This is a genomic window from Myroides pelagicus (genome assembly GCF_009711055.1).
GTDB classification, from domain to species: domain Bacteria; phylum Bacteroidota; class Bacteroidia; order Flavobacteriales; family Flavobacteriaceae; genus Flavobacterium; species Flavobacterium pelagicum.
Genome location: NZ_WMJY01000007.1, coordinates 1 through 18,227 on the forward strand (window position 1 = coordinate 1; position 18,227 = coordinate 18,227).

At 36.9% G+C, this 18,227-nt stretch carries 18 protein-coding genes and 1 riboswitch; of the genes, 14 read left to right on the forward strand and 4 right to left on the reverse strand.

Going from position 1 to position 18,227, the window contains the following annotated elements; translation table 11 throughout:
• Positions 1–52: 52 nt before the first annotated feature.
• A complete protein-coding gene (locus GJV77_RS04460; RefSeq protein WP_155035154.1) occupies positions 53–376 on the forward strand; it encodes a hypothetical protein in 324 nt (107 codons plus the stop codon).
• Positions 377–497: 121 nt separating this feature from the next.
• Here the strand turns inward: GJV77_RS04460 and GJV77_RS04465 are convergent, their stop codons facing one another.
• Positions 498–1,712 carry an MFS transporter gene (locus tag GJV77_RS04465; protein WP_155035155.1) on the reverse strand — a complete coding sequence of 405 codons (1,215 nt, stop codon included), beginning with the start codon at positions 1,710–1,712 and terminating at the stop codon, positions 498–500.
• An 88-nt stretch (positions 1,713–1,800) separates the two neighbouring features.
• Between GJV77_RS04465 and GJV77_RS04470 the strand changes: the two genes are divergently transcribed.
• The 6 genes from GJV77_RS04470 to GJV77_RS04495 all read left to right on the forward strand — a co-directional run bounded on the left by GJV77_RS04470 (position 1,801) and on the right by GJV77_RS04495 (position 7,799).
• Positions 1,801–2,694: a LysR substrate-binding domain-containing protein gene (locus GJV77_RS04470; protein WP_155035156.1), complete on the forward strand. Its 894-nt coding sequence runs from the start codon at positions 1,801–1,803 to the stop codon at positions 2,692–2,694.
• Between the two features lie 377 nt (positions 2,695–3,071).
• Positions 3,072–4,022: an ABC transporter permease gene (locus GJV77_RS04475; protein ID WP_155035157.1), complete on the forward strand. Its 951-nt coding sequence runs from the start codon at positions 3,072–3,074 to the stop codon at positions 4,020–4,022.
• Complete coding sequence (locus GJV77_RS04480; protein WP_155035158.1) at positions 4,015–4,962, forward strand: iron chelate uptake ABC transporter family permease subunit; 948 nt, start codon at positions 4,015–4,017, stop codon at positions 4,960–4,962. The genes GJV77_RS04475 and GJV77_RS04480 overlap by 8 nt, the downstream gene beginning before the upstream one ends.
• The gene (locus GJV77_RS04485) at positions 4,959–5,717 is read left to right on the forward strand and encodes an iron ABC transporter ATP-binding protein (RefSeq protein WP_155035159.1); all 759 of its coding nucleotides are present in this window, start codon (positions 4,959–4,961) and stop codon (positions 5,715–5,717) included. Before GJV77_RS04480 ends, GJV77_RS04485 begins: the two co-directional genes overlap by 4 nt.
• A 24-nt stretch (positions 5,718–5,741) precedes the next feature.
• Complete coding sequence (locus GJV77_RS04490; protein WP_155035160.1) at positions 5,742–6,677, forward strand: siderophore ABC transporter substrate-binding protein; 936 nt, start codon at positions 5,742–5,744, stop codon at positions 6,675–6,677.
• A gap of 195 nt (positions 6,678–6,872) precedes the next feature.
• On the forward strand, positions 6,873–7,799 hold the full coding sequence (locus GJV77_RS04495) for a DUF6985 domain-containing protein (protein ID WP_155035161.1): 927 nt from the start codon (positions 6,873–6,875) through the stop codon (positions 7,797–7,799).
• 186 nt (positions 7,800–7,985) lie between these two features.
• On the opposite strand, the gene GJV77_RS04500 is transcribed toward GJV77_RS04495, so the two are convergent.
• Together GJV77_RS04500 and GJV77_RS04505 are read right to left on the reverse strand one after the other, a co-directional pair.
• On the reverse strand, positions 7,986–8,423 hold the full coding sequence (locus GJV77_RS04500; RefSeq protein WP_155035162.1) for a carboxymuconolactone decarboxylase family protein: 438 nt from the start codon (positions 8,421–8,423) through the stop codon (positions 7,986–7,988).
• A 60-nt stretch (positions 8,424–8,483) separates the two neighbouring features.
• Positions 8,484–9,062 carry a Crp/Fnr family transcriptional regulator gene (locus GJV77_RS04505; RefSeq protein ID WP_155035163.1) on the reverse strand — a complete coding sequence of 193 codons (579 nt, stop codon included), beginning with the start codon at positions 9,060–9,062 and terminating at the stop codon, positions 8,484–8,486.
• A gap of 66 nt (positions 9,063–9,128) precedes the next feature.
• Between GJV77_RS04505 and GJV77_RS15055 the strand changes: the two genes are divergently transcribed.
• A complete protein-coding gene (locus GJV77_RS15055; RefSeq protein ID WP_326378022.1) occupies positions 9,129–9,413 on the forward strand; it encodes a DUF6150 family protein in 285 nt (94 codons plus the stop codon).
• A gap of 510 nt (positions 9,414–9,923) precedes the next feature.
• On the opposite strand, the gene GJV77_RS04510 is transcribed toward GJV77_RS15055, so the two are convergent.
• Complete coding sequence (locus tag GJV77_RS04510; RefSeq protein WP_155035164.1) at positions 9,924–10,349, reverse strand: acyl-CoA thioesterase; 426 nt, start codon at positions 10,347–10,349, stop codon at positions 9,924–9,926.
• 174 nt (positions 10,350–10,523) lie between these two features.
• A riboswitch (adenosylcobalamin-variant (AdoCbl-variant) riboswitch) is annotated at positions 10,524–10,623 on the reverse strand.
• Between the two features lie 228 nt (positions 10,624–10,851).
• Between GJV77_RS04510 and GJV77_RS04515 the strand changes: the two genes are divergently transcribed.
• The 6 genes from GJV77_RS04515 to GJV77_RS04540 all read left to right on the forward strand — a co-directional run bounded on the left by GJV77_RS04515 (position 10,852) and on the right by GJV77_RS04540 (position 18,185).
• Positions 10,852–11,220 carry a hypothetical protein gene (locus GJV77_RS04515; RefSeq protein WP_155035165.1) on the forward strand — a complete coding sequence of 123 codons (369 nt, stop codon included), beginning with the start codon at positions 10,852–10,854 and terminating at the stop codon, positions 11,218–11,220.
• A 352-nt stretch (positions 11,221–11,572) separates the two neighbouring features.
• Positions 11,573–12,523 carry a phosphoribosylaminoimidazolesuccinocarboxamide synthase gene (locus GJV77_RS04520; RefSeq protein WP_155035166.1) on the forward strand — a complete coding sequence of 317 codons (951 nt, stop codon included), beginning with the start codon at positions 11,573–11,575 and terminating at the stop codon, positions 12,521–12,523.
• A gap of 17 nt (positions 12,524–12,540) precedes the next feature.
• Complete coding sequence (locus tag GJV77_RS04525) at positions 12,541–13,176, forward strand: nitroreductase family protein (protein WP_155035167.1); 636 nt, start codon at positions 12,541–12,543, stop codon at positions 13,174–13,176.
• 513 nt (positions 13,177–13,689) lie between these two features.
• Positions 13,690–16,095, forward strand: a complete 2,406-nt coding sequence (locus GJV77_RS04530) for an alpha-ketoacid dehydrogenase subunit alpha/beta (protein WP_155035168.1) — start codon at positions 13,690–13,692, stop codon at positions 16,093–16,095.
• A 236-nt stretch (positions 16,096–16,331) separates the two neighbouring features.
• Entirely contained in the window at positions 16,332–17,591 is a 1,260-nt protein-coding gene (locus tag GJV77_RS04535) for an aminotransferase class I/II-fold pyridoxal phosphate-dependent enzyme (protein WP_155035169.1), read from the forward strand.
• Between the two features lie 165 nt (positions 17,592–17,756).
• Positions 17,757–18,185, forward strand: coding sequence for a VOC family protein (locus GJV77_RS04540; protein ID WP_155035170.1), 429 nt, complete (start codon positions 17,757–17,759; stop codon positions 18,183–18,185).
• Positions 18,186–18,227: the final 42 nt, after the last annotated feature.

Sequence of the window (18,227 nt, forward strand, 5' to 3'; positions counted from 1 at the left end):
TTAAATGCTGTTGCATTTATTTGTTGAATCTAAGATTGAAATAAGTTCCAATTTGGAAATCAAGAATAATTATATCGAGCAGAAGTGGATTGCTGCCCATTTTGACTTTACCCCAGACTGCGATAGAAATGCAAAAACAGCTTATCAAAAGTCAATCATAGAAATCGTTTTAAAAGATGGTCAGTATGCTGCCCATGATAAATATAGTATGACATCTTCACAAGGTACTTACACACTAGAAGGAAGTCGATTGACAATGACTTCAGAACAAGGGAAAGTACATCAATATAAAATAACAGAATTAGGTAAGAGAGAAGCAAGAGTTGAGGTTTTAAATGATCCAAACTTACTAGCTGTAGAGTTAGTGAGTTTATAATTATATCGTTGAGTTTTTAGGTTGTGTTGGAAAAAATGGGGCTATTATGCTCCATTTTTTAATTATCTATAGTCCTTAAACAATTGAGAGTATTGACTTTTATGCAGGTGATCGCATTATTTTAGTTTGTTTTTCGCGTACTTATATAAGTCGCTGCGATGGCTAAGATACTCAATAGTGTTAGTGTAATAAAGTATCCGGACCAATTGGCCTTGTTGACAAATACTCCTGTGCTACTACCGAGAATACTTGATCCCAAGTAATAAAATAACCAATAGAGTGCTGTAGCCGAACTCTTTGCCTTACCAGCCATGGTCGTGACTACCTTACTAGCAATGGTATGTCCGCTAAAGAATGCCATCGTAAAGATGACCAATCCTGTAATGACAATGACTAGACTAGTTGTGGACATGGCTATAATTCCAATTAGTAATAAGGTCAACGCAATAAAAAGGATTCGCTTAGCAGAGAATCTGTCGGATAGACTTCCGGCGACCATATTGCTAAATATACCAAAGGCATACATCAAAAAGATTAAGGCAATTAGGTAATGGGGTAGGTTAAATGGGGCTGCTGCTAGTTTGAAACCTAAGAAGTTGTACACGCTCACAAAGCTTCCCATCAGACAAATTGCTACTACGTACATAGCCAATATCTTCTTGTTTTGGAAGATGCTTTTCATCTGGTCGAGCTTGTCGGTAAAGTTGAGCTTTTGTGGTTCGAAGAACTTTGAGTTTGGAAAGTATATATAAAAGACAACTGCGATAATCGCTGAAATGATACCAATGGATAATACTGCCATTTGCCAACCCAACCAGCCGCTAATAAAAGCTGCTACTAATCGACCAAACATACCTCCAAAGGTGTTCCCCGCCAAATAAAAACTAATAGCTAAACCAATGTTCTTGCTGTCTATCTCTTCGGCTAGATAGGCCAGGGTAACTGCCGATACACCTGATATACACATTCCCTTGATCAGATTGATATTGATCAGTACAGGGAAGTGTTCTACCCAAATAGAACCAATGGTCAGTATAGTTGATGTTACTAGTGAAAAGACCATAATCTCTTTTCGTGTAAAGCGATCGGCTATAAAGGCAAACAACAATAATCCTATCGCCATACCAAGTGTAGAGGCTGATACGAGATAGCTACTCTGGGTAGGGGTGACGTGAAAGTAGTCTGTAATTTCGGATAGAAGAGGTTGATAGTTATATAGTTGAGCAAATACGGATACACCAACAGAAAAGATTCCCCATTTGATGCGCTTGTATCGCCAAGTGCCTGGTATTGCTTTTTCTTGTGAATGTATTTGACGATAAGTTGTGGTAGTCATTTTTCTTTTTTTGGTAAAGTTACTCTACTGTTGTATATTAGTAAAACGTTATTTTTCTATCATATCAATCGATAAAACCGATTAGTCTATGGAACTCAGACAGCTTAAATATTTCTTGAAGGCAAAGGAGTTGCTTAATTTTACACAGGCGGCTAAGCATTTGTATATTACCCAAAGTACATTATCCCAACAGATCAAACAGCTGGAACAAGAACTCAATATGCCTTTGTTTGATCGCATCGGCAAGCGCATTAGCCTTACCGAAGCTGGTGAACAGTTTGCTCAATATGCGCAAAAGAGTGTTGATGCTGCTCAAGAGGGGCTTTTACTACTCAATGATCTCAATACGATGAATACTGGAGAGCTCAAAATAGGACTAACATGGGGGCTAAAGTCGTTGGTATTGACCTCTATGAAGGCATTTGCGGCAGCATATCCTAAAGTTAAGTTGACCGTTACCTTTGGTACTACAACAGAGTTGATTGTCGCCTTAAACAAGCAAGAAATAGATTTTGCCCTTACCTTCTTTGAAGGGGATCACGAAGACAATCTAGTCTATGAGCCTTTAATGTTGTCAAAAATGGCCCTTATTGTCTCAAAGCATTCTTCCTTAGCTTCTCGAAAGCAAATCACCTGGGCTGAGGTAGCATCGCTACGTTTGGCTTTACCAGTTAAGGGGTTTAGTACGCGCAACTTTTTAGATCGACAATTCGAACTGCACAATATACATCCTGAGATTGCTGTTGAGGTAAATCACACATCTACGGTTATTGATTTGGTTCGAGTCAATGCTTTTAAGACAATCTTGACCTTGGCTACTGTACACGGTGAGTCTGGGGTTTGTGCAATTGATATAGCGGACTGCGATATGGATAGAGAGGCGGTTATCATTACCCTGAAGGATTGTTATCAAAAGCGGGCGGTTAAGATATTTATAGACCTACTTTTGAGTGAAGACAAAGATTTGTATAACGAACTTTGATTATTTAGGTAACTATAAGGTGATCACCTATTTGAAAAGAGGTGTGTGGAATCACTATATATAAAGAATAAATAGAAGAGAGAAGACCCCTTATTCTATTGGGATAGCCTAATGGATAAGGGGTGTTTTATTGTTTTTTTTTGTAGGTAGTTCGATTTATTAAAAAACGAAATAAAGTGTTGTTATTTTTAATTAAATTAAATAAGATGTTATTTGTATTGTCCGAGTGTTAATCAAATATGCGGTATACTTAACGTTCTGATAATTTGTAATTCTGCAAAATCGTTATTCCTAAGGGTTTAAGTTTTTGTCGGCTTATTTACTTTTATATATTTGCCATTATTTAAAAAAGTTCTAAATAAACACAACGGAATTATATGATAAGAATTCTTCTCGTTCTTATGCTGCTTATCCTATCTTTTTTATCCCTATTTGTAGGGGTCAAAGACATCTCAATATTTGATATACATCAGCTGGATAAGGACGAATTACTCGTTATTTTTGTGAGCCGAATACCTCGTATGGTGGCTGTTTTGATTGCTGGTGTAGGAATGAGTATATCAGGACTTATCGTTCAACAGATTTCCTTAAACAAGTTTGTGTCTCCCACAACTATGGGGACTTTAGACGCCTGTAAGATGGGAATTCTCTTTAGTATGATTCTTTTCCCCGGAAGTGGCATGATCACTAAGATGGTCTTGTCATTTGTGATAGCACTTGCCGCGAGTATGTTGTTTCTAAACATATCGAGCAAGATTAAGATGCGCAGTCTTATCTTTATTCCATTAGTAGGGATTGTATTTGGTAATATCCTTAGTGCGATATCGACATTTTTTGCTTATAAATACAATTTAGTTCAAAATATGGAAGGGTGGCTGATCGGTGATTTTTCGGCTATTATTAAAGGGAATTATGAGGTGCTGTATTTGGGTATTCCCATTGTGTTTATGAGCTACCTCTATGCCAATAAATTCACGATTGTAGGTTTAGGGCATGAGACAGCTACAAGCCTTGGTCTGAACGCAAAGCGAGTGACTTATCTAGGATTGGGATTTGTCGCTATTACTTCTACGGTTGTTGTTCTAACAGCTGGTGTGATTCCATTTTTGGGACTAATTGTTCCCAATATTGTTAGCTTGATCTTTGGTGATAATTTAAAGAAGACCATCGGGCTAACGGCCTTGATAGGGGCTATTTTTTTACTGATTTGTGATTTGATCAGCCGAACACTGATTGCGCCTTATGAGATACCAATTGGACTGACCGTTAGTATTATCGGTGGAATAATCTTCTTAGTATTAATTTTAAAAAGAGCCAAACATGTTTAAGCATAAAATTATTACTATCCTGCTAGTGGCCTTGTTAATTTGTATTGGGATCTATATGTTCACTTTTACAGGAGTCAATTTAGATTATGTCCTTCCACGTCGAGGTTTTAAGATTATAGCAATGATCTTGATTTCCTTTGCTATTGGATATTCTTCTGTAGTGTTTCAAACTATTTCAGCCAATCGTATTTTGACACCGTCGATAATGGGGTTTGACTCTTTCTATTTATTGATTCAGTCGACTTTAGTCTTTATCTATGGAGACAAGACATTTCAAGTGCTTAATGCAGAGTCTAATTTTGCAATATCTGTTGGGCTGATGATTTTGTTTTCACTTGCGATGTACTATTTAGTATTCAAACGCGAGAGTAAAAGTATGTATCTCTTGCTATTAGTGGGTATGTTGATTGGTACGCTGTTTCGCAGTATATCGTCTTTTATTGTGATGTTGATTGACCCCAATGAGTTTATGATTTTTCAGGCGGCTATGTTTGCGTCTTTTGACAAGATTAACGTAAACTTACTTACGATATCCTCTGTGGTTTTAATTGGTGCTATGATTTTTGGCGCGCGATATTTCCGTCAGTTGGACGTGATGAATCTAGGGAGAGAGAACGCGATTAGTTTGGGTGTGGATTATCACAAGGTTATTCGCGTGAATTTGATGATTATCTCTGTGATGGTTGCGATATCCACTGCTTTAGTTGGACCGATTACCTTCTTGGGGATTTTAGTAGCCAATTTAGCCTATGAATTAGTCAAATCGAGCAAGCATATCTATATTGTTATTACTTGTTGTCTATTGACGGCAGTGACGGTTATTGGAGGACAGTATCTGGTGGAGCACCTATTTAATATGTCCACCACCATTAGCATTATTATCAATTTTGTCGGTGGTATTTATTTCATTTATTTATTATTAAGAAGCAACAAAGGATGATACAGGTAAAGAACGTCTCTAAAAAATACGGAGAGAAAAATATATTAGACAATGTATCTGTTACCTTTCCCAAAGGTAAGATTACTTGTCTTGTCGGTGGTAATGGAACAGGTAAGAGTACACTGCTATCGATTATCAGTCGATTGGTTTCGCGAGACCAAGGAGAGATAAACTTAGTTAACCAAGAGATTGTCAATTTTAAGAACAGAGACTTTGCCAAGCGCTTGTCTATCTTAAAGCAGGCTAATCACCCGAATGTTCGCTTGACAGTAAAGGAACTGGTAGCTTTTGGACGATTTCCTCATTCTCAGGGGCGATTGACTCATCAAGACCAGGAGAAGATACAGGAGAGTTTGGTATTTATGGGGCTTGTGGATATACAAGATCAATACATTGACGAGCTCAGTGGTGGACAAAAGCAGCGTACTTTTTTAGCTATGGTATTAGCGCAGGACACCGACTATATTTTGTTAGACGAACCATTGAATAATTTGGATATGAAACACTCTGTTGAGATTATGAAGATTCTTCGTGTCTTGGCAGATGAATACGGGAAGACCATTATTATTGTTGTGCACGACATTAATTATGCCTCTTCTTACGCAGACTATATCGCAGCAGTGAAAGACCACAAGATCATTCATTTCGGACCAACTGATGAGATCATTCGCGAAGACATCATGAAGGAAGTTTTTGATATTGACATGACGATTGTGGATAACTGCAATAATAAGGTCTGTATTTATTTTAAATAAATTGTAGAATTGTTAAGTAAAGTTATGAGTAAATTATTTATCAGCTGTTTAGCAGCTTCAGCAGTACTTTTTGTTTCGTGCAAAGACACTAAAAAACAAGAAGATAATACCAATAGAACAAAAATCGAAGTAACCCATAGCTCTGGAAAGACAGAAGTATTAACCCAGCCAAAGAATGCTGTGGTTATCTCTTATGGAGCCTTGGATACCTTTGACGAATTGGGGATTCCTGTAAAAGGGGCACCAAAGACTAACCTGCCTTCTTACTTGGACAAATATGCGAAAGACGAGAATGTGGTAGATATCGGAGGCATCAAGAATCCTAATCTTGAAAAAGTAAATGCTACATCAACTGAGTTAATCGTTGTAGGAGCACGTAATGTGGCAATTATGGAAGAGTTAAATAAAATAGCGCCAAGCATTAATCTTGATGTGAATGCAGAGGACTATATGACTTCTTTTCGTGAAAATCAGCAGGCAATCGGACAATTGTACGGTAAAGAAGCTGAGGTAGAAAAAGAGCTAACAGATATTGATGCACGTATCGAAAGTATTAAGAAGAAAACAGCGGCTTCTAATAAGAAAGGATTAATCGTCTTGACTAATGAAGGACGCTTGAGTGCTTATGGGCCAGGTTCTCGTTTTGGAATTATACACGATGTATTTGGTGTGAAACCTACGGATTCAAAAATTGAAGTAGCTAGACACGGTCAGTCGATATCTAACGAGTTTATCAAAGAGGTGAACCCAGATTATATCTTCGTGATTGACAGAGGAGCTGCTATTAAGAAAGATGTGATGACACAAGAAGCATTTGCTAATGTGTTGATCCAACAAACAAACGCTTATAAGAATGGCAAAGTTATCTTTTTAGATCCAGAGGTATGGTATCTATCAGGAGGAGGACTGAAGTCAATCAAAATGATGATAAGCGAGATTGAAAAGGCAATCGCTGAGTAAGTTAATTTTAAATTTGGCAAAAGGGGCTGTGCGTATGTACAGCCTTTTTGTTTTTTAACAAAGACAACGAAGGGCTTTGTAAATATCCAGTCGAGCTGGCGGAGGTGCTGTGATGAGGTTATGTTTCCTTAGTTTATTTTGTATTTTTGTCCTTATAAGTAGTATAGTTAAGCTTATACAAAACAATTAAACCATATGAAAATAGACGCACAGACGGCCCTTGATCAAATATATAATTACCTGGACAAGTACAGCTTAAAAACCAGTACAGCTACCCAGGCAGATCTAATCTCTTTTGTGGAAGAGCAATGGGCAGTGGCAGATGAGACTAAATATCAAATAGCAAGTGCAAAGATCATCATGTCGCGTATGGTAAATGAATACATTCGCTTGAGCGACTATGATAATATGAAAGTCTGGCTGGACCAGATGGATAAACACAGTAGTGCCTCAGACAATCCGACGTATATTCGCCACTATTACAAAGGCGAATGTTGTCTTAGTTGTGGCAATGAAGAAATGGCGTTGCATTATCTGAACCTGTGTTATAAAGAGCAGCCAGATTACATATTTACGCGAGCGCCTTTTTGTTATACATTTTTTAATCAACACTTGGATGAACCAGTCGTTTTACCTGAACCAGAGGAGAGTGATGAATTAGAAATTGAAGGAACAGTCCATTTGGAAAAATGGTCATCTTTTTTCCAAACCAATAAGCCTATCCGCTATCAAGTACTGTTAGATGAGATGGAAGAACAAGCCACAGTAGAACAATTAACAGACTTAGCAGAGCAAGTGCTATTATCTATTCAAGCACAACAGCCACAGCTATTGACACGACTGTTAGACACTTTATTTCAAGAGTACAGACAGTGGCAGCCGATGTATGGCTATCAAGGGGAGGACAAGGAAGCCTTTATGCCTGATGTGCACACACACCAGGACTTCGCTAGACTCCTTACTCCGATGGTTATCTATATTCTACCCACTAGTATGCAAGAGACTCTAGCCGTAGGTTTTTTGTTTGATTGCTCTTGGGACAACGAACACGGACTGGGCTTTCTAACTAAAGAAGGTCAAGTGATTGACCTGGGTGGAGCTAATGTAGCTTTTGGTATGTAAGGACTTTTTTTGAACAGCTCAATACACTCAATAGTTAATTTATAACCAATGAGTGTATTGAGTAATTAGAGTTTCAAAAATTGCCTGTATAGTTTAGAGTACTCCTGTTTTTTCTACCTATTAAGATATTTGATTGGCTAATTCGTTATCATACAGGAGTGATAATTCTTGTAAAAAAAGAGCGGATTATTTCGCTTTTTTATGGGTAGCAATAGCGATTCTATTCCAAGCATTAATAGTTACAGCACACATTACCAGCTGAGCGACATACAATTCATCAAACAAGGCGTGAGCCTCTAGATAAGTGTGGTCGGTTATACCTTTTTCGCTGATAAAGGTAACTTCTTCCGTCAGCTGTAGTATTACGCGCTGCTCGGCTGAGAATAATTCAGTTTCTCGCCAAGCTGCGATAGCTAGAAGTTTTCTTGGGTCAGCACCAAGTTTTAAAGCGTCTTGGTTGTGTAAATCAAGACAATACCCACATCCGTTGAGTTGAGAAGCTCTTATTTTGATCAGCTCAATGTGAAGCGGTTCTAAAAGAGAGTTTTGCAAATACTTCTCTAAGGCGATCATACCGGTATAAGCGGATGGATCAATCTGGTAAATATCTTTTCTTGTCTTCATGTAGAGTTATTTTATATCTACAAAGTTTAGATTTATAAAGAGCAAAAAACTTAAACCAGTTTAAGAAAGTCTCTTCTTCTTTATTTCACTTAAATATTCAGGTGAAAAACCCAAATAAGAAGCGATGAGGTATTGAGGAATCCGTTGTATAAACCAGGGGAAATTAGACTCAAAGTGCAGGTAGAGTTCCTCTCTAGAAAAGTCGTAATGATAAGTGATTCGCCTTTGAGCAGCTGCACTTACCCGTTGATAAATACAGCGAAAATACTTCTCTAATTCAGGGTATTGATCAAGTAGTAAGTTGTAGTTGTCACGAGTAATTTTAGCAATGGTCGTATGCTCGACCGCTTGAAAAGAGTATGCTGAGTTTGTCCTTTGTTCAAATGCCGTATAATCAGTTAACCACCAATTCTCAATAGCAAAGTCAATAGTTTGCTCACTACCGTTGTTTTTGATGTAGTAGCTGCGCATACACCCTTTTATTACAAAATATAAATCGTTACATTTATCATCTTGATGGAGTATAATCTGTTTTTTCTTTATATTTATCAAATCAAAGAAAACAGCAATCTCTTCCCAAGTGTTTTTTAGGTCTAGGTGTGCAATCTTTTGGATATGTAAAAGTAAAGGAGTGAGCATTGTAGTTTAGTTTTGCTGGTTGATACCATAAAGATAAAGAGAAATAACAAGTAAAAAAGCAATAGTATGGCATTAGTCAAGGTAAATCCAACTCGTAGTACATCAGATATACAAGTTTTTGAAGTAAACGCTCGTAGTTTGGCAGATTTATTAGTGTATCGGGAGGAATCGCGAAGCCTAGCCAAAGGCGTCGATCACCTGTGGTACTTCGTAGACTCTGTATCTGTGGCTGACACCCGCATCTTTATGACTTCTTCTCGTGCCACAGCGGATTTGTTAGTATATTATGTTCCGACTCGTTCACTGGCTGGCTGGAGCAAGCAACACCCCCTTCGCGGAAAGATAGGGTAGATATGATCGCTTAGAAGATCTTTTTAGGACTACTGAAAGCCTCAATACCCATTAGACTGATATTCGGGTTCGGTTTTACGCTTGTTCGAGTCTTGGTTCATTAAAAGGCTTATTTTCGTAACAAACTAGGAGAACTATTGTAGTTCTTGTCAAGTTGTGAAGGACGGAGAGAATGATTTGAGTTTTGAAGAGTTAATATATAACTGGTTTATAGAATACGTAATTAATAAACTGAATTAAGAGTTTTATAATCGTAAGAAAGTAGTACCTCTCACGATTTTTTTTATACATAGAATAATGAGTACACAAGAGATTACTAATAAACTATGGAGCTTATGTAGTCGAACCTTAAAAAGTCATTTTGAAATTTAAATTCCAAAATAGTAAGTTGGTTAATCTATAAAAAGCTTCATTAAATCTATTATCATCAATATCTATAGGGATATAGACAAAAAAAGCCCATCAGAATGAATACTCAGATGGGCTTTTTAGGTATCGATAAAGAATAAATTATTCTTCTATTTCGTCTAATACAGGAACAGGTCGTTTGCTCTCGTTAATGGCTACTAAAGTAAACGAACCACTGATTGCTTTTTCGCGTCCATCTCTGTACATACTTTCTACGAATACATCTACGCGTACGTCAAGACTGGTACGTCCAACACGTGTAACAGTACCGATTAATTCAACTAAAGTACCTGCAGGGATAGGGTGATTAAAGTCAACTTTATCACTAGATACAGTTACGATAGGCTTGCGACAAAAGCGTGTAGCTGTCATAAATGCGATCTCATCCATGATGTAAAGGACTGCTCCTCCAAACATCGTGTTGTGGTGATTGGTTTGTCCAGGGAATACTGTTCTGAATACGTGAGTTTCCGAGTCTTTAATCTTCTTTTGAATGCGTAGTTCTCTGTTTGTTAATTGACCTTCCATATTGTTGTAATGAATATTTTATTACGTTGTTAAGTTTTTACCTTTTTCTATGATGGTATAGCTTATGGTTTGGGTTAATTCAGTAAAGCCTATTTCCTAGTGTCATAAGGGAAATAGCGGTTCTGCTGACTTAGCTTCAAATCGCGAAAGCACTTGCCATTTTTTTGTAGGGAGAGCAAGGGTGGTAATCTGACTTGTCATGCTATTTTTGATAGACTGACTTACAGTTGCGCGACAGTTCGTGAATTGCACACGATTCCCCACATTTCACACCGTAGTGTTCTCGTTCTTTGTATCCTTACAAAGAGGCAAATATACGAAGTATTAATGGGATAGTGTTTATTTCTCTGTAAATATTGATAGCAAGTAGTCGCGCTAAGAAATATGGACAGAAGTGTCCACCTGGATTAGATATAATATGTTAGTTTGTACATAGATATGATTTGTAGTTATCTGCATTTTTTGTTAATTTATAACTCAAAAAGATTGAATGTCTTTGTGTATGAACAAGTTGTCGAAGTTTATTGTAGTGGTTTTAGCTATTATAGGGAGTCTATTTATAAGTATATATTGGAGAATTGGCTTGATTGATGTAGAGGTATTACCAATGGAAATCTCTGATATTCACGTATTCCTTAGTGTGTTATTTCAACTAGAATTATCTATTTTGTTTGTAGGTATTCTCCTAAGGCTATTTGTTGTTCGATTTCAGTTTGCTATAGCTCAAGTCTTTCATTTGTTTCTCCTTATTTGGTTTAGAGATTACGGTTTTTGTGTGGTGCTCTACTTGACTCTGTCTTTTCTGATAGCGACGATTATTTTTAGATTGTTGGTGATGTATATTCAGTTTACTTTTTACCGATCGCAATGAGAAGAAGATAGAAGAGAAATAGTAGGGAAAGGGTGAGCTTTTTAATTGTTTAAATAAGTGATTATAAGTCCTGTGGTTAGTTTGGGAAAAGTAATCTTTATAGAAAGCGAATTTAATATTAAATAAAAAGAATAAAGTTTTACTTTTGCTGAAGGATTTCCAAAATTGGAACCAGGAAGTGACCTATCCAAGAGGATTGAGCAAAGTGTACACATTGCGTTTAGAAATGAATAATCACTAGACAATCCCATTTGTGAAAGCTTTAGTCAATACAGGCCTGTCTTAGGTAGGTTTGATATACCGCCAGAGAAACTGGTGAGAACAAAATAAAAGAACTACACAACTTAAATATATGAATAACACAATCACTAAAACAAACTTTTCGTTTCCAAATCAAAAGTCTGTTTATCACGGAAAAGTAAGAGAAGTGTATACAATTAATGACGACTTATTAGTCATGATTGCTACAGATAGACTTTCTGCTTTTGACGTTATTATGCCTAAAGGAATTCCTTATAAAGGGCAAATCTTAAATCAAATTGCAACAAAGTTTATGGAGATGACAGCTGATATCGTGCCGAATTGGCTCGTAGCGACTCCAGACCCTAATGTAGCTGTAGGACATGTATGTGAGCCGTTCAAAGTGGAGATGGTTATCCGTGGATACTTGGCGGGTCATGCTGCTAGAGAGTATCAAGCAGGTAAGCGTGTACTGTGTGGGGTGACTTTAGCAGAAGGTTTAAAAGAAAATGATAAGCTGCCAGAGCCGATTATTACACCTTCAACTAAGGAGGAAATAGGCTTACATGATGTAGATATTTCTAGAGAAGATATTTTGTCTAGAGGGATTGTATCAGAAGAGGATTACTTGGTGTTAGAAAAATACACACGAGCACTTTATGCTAGAGGAACAGAAATAGCAGCTAAGCGTGGACTTATATTGGTAGATACAAAATACGAGTTTGGAAAGACTAAAGATGGTCAGATTGTATTGATTGATGAGATACATACGCCAGATTCTTCGCGTTATTTTTACGCAGAAGGATATCAGGAGCGTCAAGCAAAAGGAGAAGCTCAAAAGCAATTGTCTAAAGAATTTGTTAGACAATGGTTGATTAGCAAAGGATTTCAAGGAAAAGAAGGGCAGCAAGTGCCAGAGATGACAGATGAATATATCAATTCTGTCTCGGAGCGTTATATCGAGTTGTATCAACAAATTATCGGAGAGCCATTTGTTAAAGCAGATGTGTCAAATATAAATGAGCGAATTGAAAAAAATGTTTTATCTTTCCTTTCAAAGTAAGATAAAAACAGATGCAAATGCAGTTATTAGATAATTTAAAGTGGCGCTATGCTACAAAGCGATATAATAGTCAGGTAAAATTAGCTGATGATAAGGTCATGCAGATTGTCGAAGCGGCTCGATTAGCACCTACCTCAAGTGGACTTCAGCCTGTAGAGATGATTCTGATTAAGAACCAAACATTAAAAGAAGAGTTGGTGCCTATTGCTATGAATCAACCTCAAGTAAAGGAGTGTTCGCATTTACTGGTATTTGCGGCTTGGGATACCTATACAGAAGAGCGCATTGATAGGGTTTTTAGTAATATGGAACAAATACGCGAATTGGCAACTGGAGAGATGAGCGATTATCGCGATAGTTTAAAAGCACATTTTGGCGCTATGACTGCCGAGAAACAATTTGAACATGCAGCAAGACAGGCATATATTGCATTAGGATTGGCTATTGCGGCAGCAGCAGAATTAAAAATAGATTCTTCACCTATGGAAGGTTTTCACAATAATCAATTGGACGAGGTATTGGGACTGTCAGCTAGAGGTCTTAAGAGCGTCACGCTTTTAGCCTTAGGACATCGAGACCATGAGAATGATTGGTTGGCTCCGATGAAAAAGGTGAGATTAGAGACTGAAGAAGTTTTGACGATTATAGAGTAAGGATAGGATTACTTTTTATATGAGCTAGAAGCAATTGTTTCTAGCTCTTTTTTTTGTTTGAAGGTGAACGAATAAAAGAAAGGAATAAGAGCCTTGTATCCGAATATTTTTTGTATCTTGCTTGAAGTTGTATGAAATTTGCGTTATGCACGTAATTAGTTGTGTTATTACGGAGAACTATACATAGCGTAAAAAACCAATGAGATTGTGAAAAGTAAAACTTTTGACAATCTTTTTTTTGTTTATATCCTTTGTATTAGGTTGTTTATCACTGTAAATATCGATTAGTGAATTCGAGCGTATTTCGCTTATATTTTGCGAAGAAGTCAATTGTTAAATATTTAATAAGAAGCTTAATATTAAGATGAAATTATTGCATTGGTAATTTTTTGTATTATTTTTTATTGATTTATCAATTGTGTTAGGTATTATTTTTGGATAAACGATGTGGTGAAATTAGCTTTTTTATCTATAATATTTTATCTTCGTAACCAGTAAATTAGTGTTTTTACAATGAGTCAGACTAAAAAAAATGAAGCTCTTTCTTTTGAAGATTTCAAGAAAGAAGTATTACAAGATTATACGATAGCAAAGATTAGTAGAGAATGTAGTCTATTAGGTAGGCGAGAAGTACTAACTGGTAAGGCTAAGTTTGGAATATTTGGAGATGGTAAAGAAGTACCTCAATTAGCACTTGCTAAGGCATTCCAAAATGGTGATTTTAGATCAGGATATTATAGAGATCAAACCTTTATGATGGCCATTGGTCAATTGACCGTAGAGCAATTCTTTGCTGGCTTATTTGGACATGCAGATATTGATCATGATCCAATGTCAGGAGGTCGCCAAATGGGAGGTCACTTTGCTACGCACAGTATCGATAAGGATGGTAATTGGAAAAAGTTGACAGCACAAAAGAACTCAAGTGCTGATATTTCTCCAACAGCAGGACAAATGCCTAGACTATTAGGATTAGCGCAAGCTTCAAAATACTATAGAGAATTTCCTGGAGCAGATAAACAACAAAACTTTTCAGTAGAAGGAAATGAAGTAGCGTGGGGAACTATTGGAAACGCATCGAGCTCAGAAGGATTATTCTTTGAGACAATCAATGCAGCAGGGGTATTGCAAGTTCCTATGGTAATGAGTGTATGGGATGATCAATACGGAATCTCTGTGCACGCGAAGTACCAGACAACAAAAGAGAATATTTCGGAAATACTTAAGGGATTCCAAAGAGATGAAAACGGTAATGGGTATGAGATTATCCGTGTTAATGGATGGGATTACCCAGGGTTAATAGAGGCCTATAACAAGGCATCTAAAATCGCTAGAGAAGAACACGTGCCAGTGCTTATTCACGTGCAGGAATTAACACAGCCTCAAGGGCATTCAACCTCAGGGTCTCACGAAAGATATAAGAGCAAAGAGCGTTTAGCATGGGAAGCAGAGAAAGACTGTGTGCTACAAATGAGAAATTGGATGATAGAGTCTAATATCGCTACAGAAGAGGAATTAACTCAACTAGACAAGGAGCTTAAGAAACAAGTATTAGATGGGAAAAAAGCTGCGTGGAAAGCGTATCTTGATCCAATTGTAGCTGAACGCAATGAGTTAGTCGATGTGTTAAATACAGTTGCTTCAGCTAGTGCAAATAAAGTTTTCTTAGAGAAATTAGCAGTTGATATAGCAGCAATTAAAGAACCTATTCGCAAGGACGTAATAACGGTTGCTAGAAAGGCATTGCGCATGGTAATTAGTGAACCTGTGAAATCAGCTTTAATTGCTTTTATCGAGAAGTATTATGCAAAAGTACAGCCGAAGTACAGCTCTCATTTGATGTCAGAGTCAGCTTATAAAGCAGAGGCAATCGCAGAGGTTAAGCCAGTATATGATGAGACGAGTGAGGAAGTAGATGCACGTATTATCGTGAGAGATAACTTTGATAATATATTGTCAAAGCACGAAAACGTAATGATTTTTGGGGAAGATTCAGGTAATATTGGAGACGTGAACCAAGGATTGGAAGGCTTACAAGAAAAACATGGAGTAAACCGTGTAACTGATACAGGGATTAGAGAGGCGACGATATTAGGACAGGGTATAGGTATGGCTATGCGCGGACTAAGACCAATTGCAGAGATTCAATATTTAGACTATTTGTTGTATGCAATTCAAATCATGAGTGATGATTTGGCTACTTTGCAATACCGTACGGTAGGAAGACAAAAAGCGCCATTGATCGTGCGTACGCGTGGTCATCGTCTAGAAGGGATTTGGCATTCGGGATCACCTATGGGAATGATCATCAACGCAATTAGAGGAATGCATGTGTTAGTTCCTAGAAATATGACTAAAGCGGCAGGATTCTACAATACACTGTTGGAAACAGATGAGCCAGCTTTGTTAATTGAGTGTTTGAACGGGTACCGTTTGAAAGAGAAAATGCCGAATAACTTAGTGGATATGCGTACACCAATTGGAGTTGTAGATACCATGAAAGAAGGAAGTGATGTAACTATCGTTTCTTATGGATCGACACTTCGCATCGTGGAGCAAGCAGCTAAGGAACTATTAGAAGTAGGTATTGATGTAGAAATTATTGATGCGCAATCATTATTGCCATTTGATATCAACCACGATATTGTGAAGAGTTTGGAGAAAACAAATCGCTTATTGGTGGTAGATGAAGATGTGCCAGGAGGGGCATCTGCTTATATTCTTCAAAAAGTATTAGAAGAGCAGGGTGGTTATCGCCATTTAGATAGCGAACCACAAACGTTGACTTCGAGAGCACACCGCCCAGCGTATGGTACTGACGGAGACTACTTTAGTAAACCGCAAATAGAAGATGTATTCGAGAGAGTTTATGCAATGATGCATGAACAGAATCCTACGAAGTATCCAAGTTTGTATTAATATATAAAATAAGGCCTTTCAATTTGAAAGGTTTTATTTTTTTGTTAGATTTGTTGTCCAAAAACAAATTAACAGGCATGCTTATTGTATATAATTGAAAATTGTGTTTTTATACCTTGTGATAATTTTTTTATCATTATTTAGATAGGTTATGGACTCAATTAATAGGTGAATTATTATGAAAGCATATAAAATATAATTAATTTTGCATTTGTTTTTTTAAACATTGTTATATTATGGTAAACGATTTATTTGACAGAATACAGAAAAATAAGGGACCTTTAGGAAAATGGGCTTCACAAGCGGAGGGATATTATGTTTTTCCTAAGTTAGAAGGACCTTTGTCAAATCGTATGATGTTTCATGGAAAAGAAGTGATTAACTGGAGTATTAATGACTATTTAGGGTTGTCTAATCATCCAGAGGTAAGAAAAGTTGATGCTGAATCAGCTGCAGAGTACGGAGCAGCATACCCAATGGGAGCTCGTATGATGTCAGGGCATACTTCAGTGCATGAACAATTACAAGAAGAGTTAGCGTCATTTGTACATAAAGAGTCAGCTTATTTATTGAATTTTGGTTACCAAGGAATGGTGTCTATTATTGATGCATTAGTAACTAAAAATGATGTAATTGTATATGATGTAGATTCGCACGCGTGTATTATTGACGGTGTACGTCTTCACATGGGAAAACGTTTTACGTACCAACACAATGATATTGACAGTTTAGTGAAGAATTTAGAACGCGCAACTAAAATGGCTGAAACAACAGGCGGAGGTATTTTAGTAATTACTGAAGGAGTATTCGGTATGCGTGGTCAACAAGGTAAGTTGAAAGAGATTGTTGCTTTAAAAGAGCAGTTTAACTTCAGATTATTGGTTGATGATGCACACGGATTTGGTACTTTAGGACAGACAGGAGCAGGAGCAGGAGAAGAGCAAGGATGCCAAGATGGTATTGATGTATATTTCTCTACCTTTGCTAAGTCAATGGCTTCTATCGGTGCATTCGTTGCTGCAGATAAGGATATTATAGATTATTTAAAATATAACTTGCGTTCACAAATGTTTGCTAAATCGCTACCAATGATCTTTACAAAAGGAGCATTGAAGCGTTTAGAGCTTTTAAGAACTCAACCAGAGCTTAAAGGTAAGTTATGGGAGAATGTGAACTTGCTTCAAAATGGATTAAAAGACAGAGGATTTAATATTGGTGATACTAATACATGTGTTACACCAGTATATCTTGAGGGAAGTATTCCAGAAGCAATGGCAATGGTAAATGACTTGAGAGAAAATTATAATATTTTCTTGTCAATTGTAGTTTATCCAGTAATTCCAAAAGGTATTATTCTACTTAGAATGATTCCTACCGCTACTCATACAAAACAAGATATTGATGAGACATTATCGGCTTATGAAGCGATCCGTGAGAAATTAGAAAATGGAACGTATAAGAAAATTGCTGAAGCTACAACAGTAGACGTATCTTAACGGGAGTATAGATAAATTGCGTAAAAAGGACAGCTTAAGGGTTGTCCTTTTTTGTTTTTACAGTAATGCTTTTTTAACTTGCTAGGATTTTTAGCACAATATAGTGTTGATTTATAGCGTTTAAGTATTAAATTAGATTATGTAAAACATAAAAAATATGTACTTATGGCAACAACAAACACGTATTTGACTTTTGAAGGAACTTGTGAGCAGGCTTTTACTTTTTATAGATCTGTCTTTGGCGGAGAGTTTACCTACATAGCACGCTTTAGTGATATACCGCCGAGTGAAGAGTTTTTTGTAGAAGAGGGAGATAAAGATAAAATTATGCATGTATCGTTACCGATTGGTCAATCGGTCTTAATGGGAAGTGATAATTCGTGTGCTAATCCGGTGAAATTTATTCAAGGTAATAATTTCTCTGTCTCTGTGATTGTTCAGAGTAAACAAGAGGCAAATGATATATTCCAGGGGTTGTCAGATGGAGCTACAATAGTAATGCCTTTAGCAGATATGTTTTGGGGAGACTACTACGGAATGTTAGTGGATAAGTTTGGGATTCAGTGGATGGTTAATTTTAGTAATGAACAATAATAAAATAAATACCTGAGTATTGAAAAAGGCTGCACTTAATAT

Bases quoted from the DNA above. Each gene is read 5' to 3' on its own strand.
- GJV77_RS04465 (WP_155035155.1), bottom strand. From the start codon at position 1,712: ATGACTACCACAACTTATCGTCAAATACATTCACAAGAAAAAGCAATA.
- GJV77_RS04470 (WP_155035156.1), top strand. From the start codon at position 1,801: ATGGAACTCAGACAGCTTAAATATTTCTTGAAGGCAAAGGAGTTGCTT.
- GJV77_RS04475 (WP_155035157.1), top strand. From the start codon at position 3,072: ATGATAAGAATTCTTCTCGTTCTTATGCTGCTTATCCTATCTTTTTTA.
- GJV77_RS04480 (WP_155035158.1), top strand. From the start codon at position 4,015: ATGTTTAAGCATAAAATTATTACTATCCTGCTAGTGGCCTTGTTAATT.
- GJV77_RS04485 (WP_155035159.1), top strand. From the start codon at position 4,959: ATGATACAGGTAAAGAACGTCTCTAAAAAATACGGAGAGAAAAATATA.
- GJV77_RS04490 (WP_155035160.1), top strand. From the start codon at position 5,742: ATGAGTAAATTATTTATCAGCTGTTTAGCAGCTTCAGCAGTACTTTTT.
- GJV77_RS04495 (WP_155035161.1), top strand. From the start codon at position 6,873: ATGAAAATAGACGCACAGACGGCCCTTGATCAAATATATAATTACCTG.
- GJV77_RS04500 (WP_155035162.1), bottom strand. From the start codon at position 8,423: ATGAAGACAAGAAAAGATATTTACCAGATTGATCCATCCGCTTATACC.
- GJV77_RS04505 (WP_155035163.1), bottom strand. From the start codon at position 9,062: ATGCTCACTCCTTTACTTTTACATATCCAAAAGATTGCACACCTAGAC.
- GJV77_RS15055 (WP_326378022.1), top strand. From the start codon at position 9,129: ATGGCATTAGTCAAGGTAAATCCAACTCGTAGTACATCAGATATACAA.
- GJV77_RS04510 (WP_155035164.1), bottom strand. From the start codon at position 10,349: ATGGAAGGTCAATTAACAAACAGAGAACTACGCATTCAAAAGAAGATT.
- GJV77_RS04515 (WP_155035165.1), top strand. From the start codon at position 10,852: ATGAACAAGTTGTCGAAGTTTATTGTAGTGGTTTTAGCTATTATAGGG.
- GJV77_RS04520 (WP_155035166.1), top strand. From the start codon at position 11,573: ATGAATAACACAATCACTAAAACAAACTTTTCGTTTCCAAATCAAAAG.
- GJV77_RS04525 (WP_155035167.1), top strand. From the start codon at position 12,541: ATGCAGTTATTAGATAATTTAAAGTGGCGCTATGCTACAAAGCGATAT.
- GJV77_RS04530 (WP_155035168.1), top strand. From the start codon at position 13,690: ATGAGTCAGACTAAAAAAAATGAAGCTCTTTCTTTTGAAGATTTCAAG.
- GJV77_RS04535 (WP_155035169.1), top strand. From the start codon at position 16,332: ATGGTAAACGATTTATTTGACAGAATACAGAAAAATAAGGGACCTTTA.
- GJV77_RS04540 (WP_155035170.1), top strand. From the start codon at position 17,757: ATGGCAACAACAAACACGTATTTGACTTTTGAAGGAACTTGTGAGCAG.